The organism is Vibrio sp. S457-15 (assembly GCF_000960545.1).
Taxonomy (GTDB): domain Bacteria; phylum Pseudomonadota; class Gammaproteobacteria; order Enterobacterales; family Vibrionaceae; genus Vibrio; species Vibrio parahaemolyticus.
Window position 1 is genome coordinate 1 of record NZ_JYOQ01000158.1, and the last position, 314, is coordinate 314.

The window sequence follows — 314 nt, forward strand, 5'->3', positions numbered from 1 at the left end:
AGCCAAATACAGCCAGCCTTCGCTTGTGGCAAGATACGTGATATCTCCCGCCCATTTCTGATTCGGGGCCGTTGCATTAAAGTCCTGAGCTAGCAAGTTTGGAGCTACAGGCATCTTATGCTTGCTGTCCGTTGTACACTTAAACTTGCGTGCCGCTTTTGGCGTTAAATCTTGACGCTTCATGCTGGCTGCAATGGTTTTCACATTATGGCTATCACCGTTCTCAGCCAGCTCTTTCTGGATGCGCCTTGAACCATCTCGCCCCTTACTGTTGTCAAAAGCATCTTTAACCTTTGCATCAAACTCTTGGCGAC

The 314-nt window shown here is 48.4% G+C and carries 1 protein-coding gene; it reads right to left on the minus strand.

What is annotated here, in order from left to right:
- Nucleotides 1-314, minus strand: a 314-nt coding sequence (locus UF05_RS16995; RefSeq protein WP_048852606.1) for an IS3 family transposase, incomplete at both ends; no start/stop codon positions are given.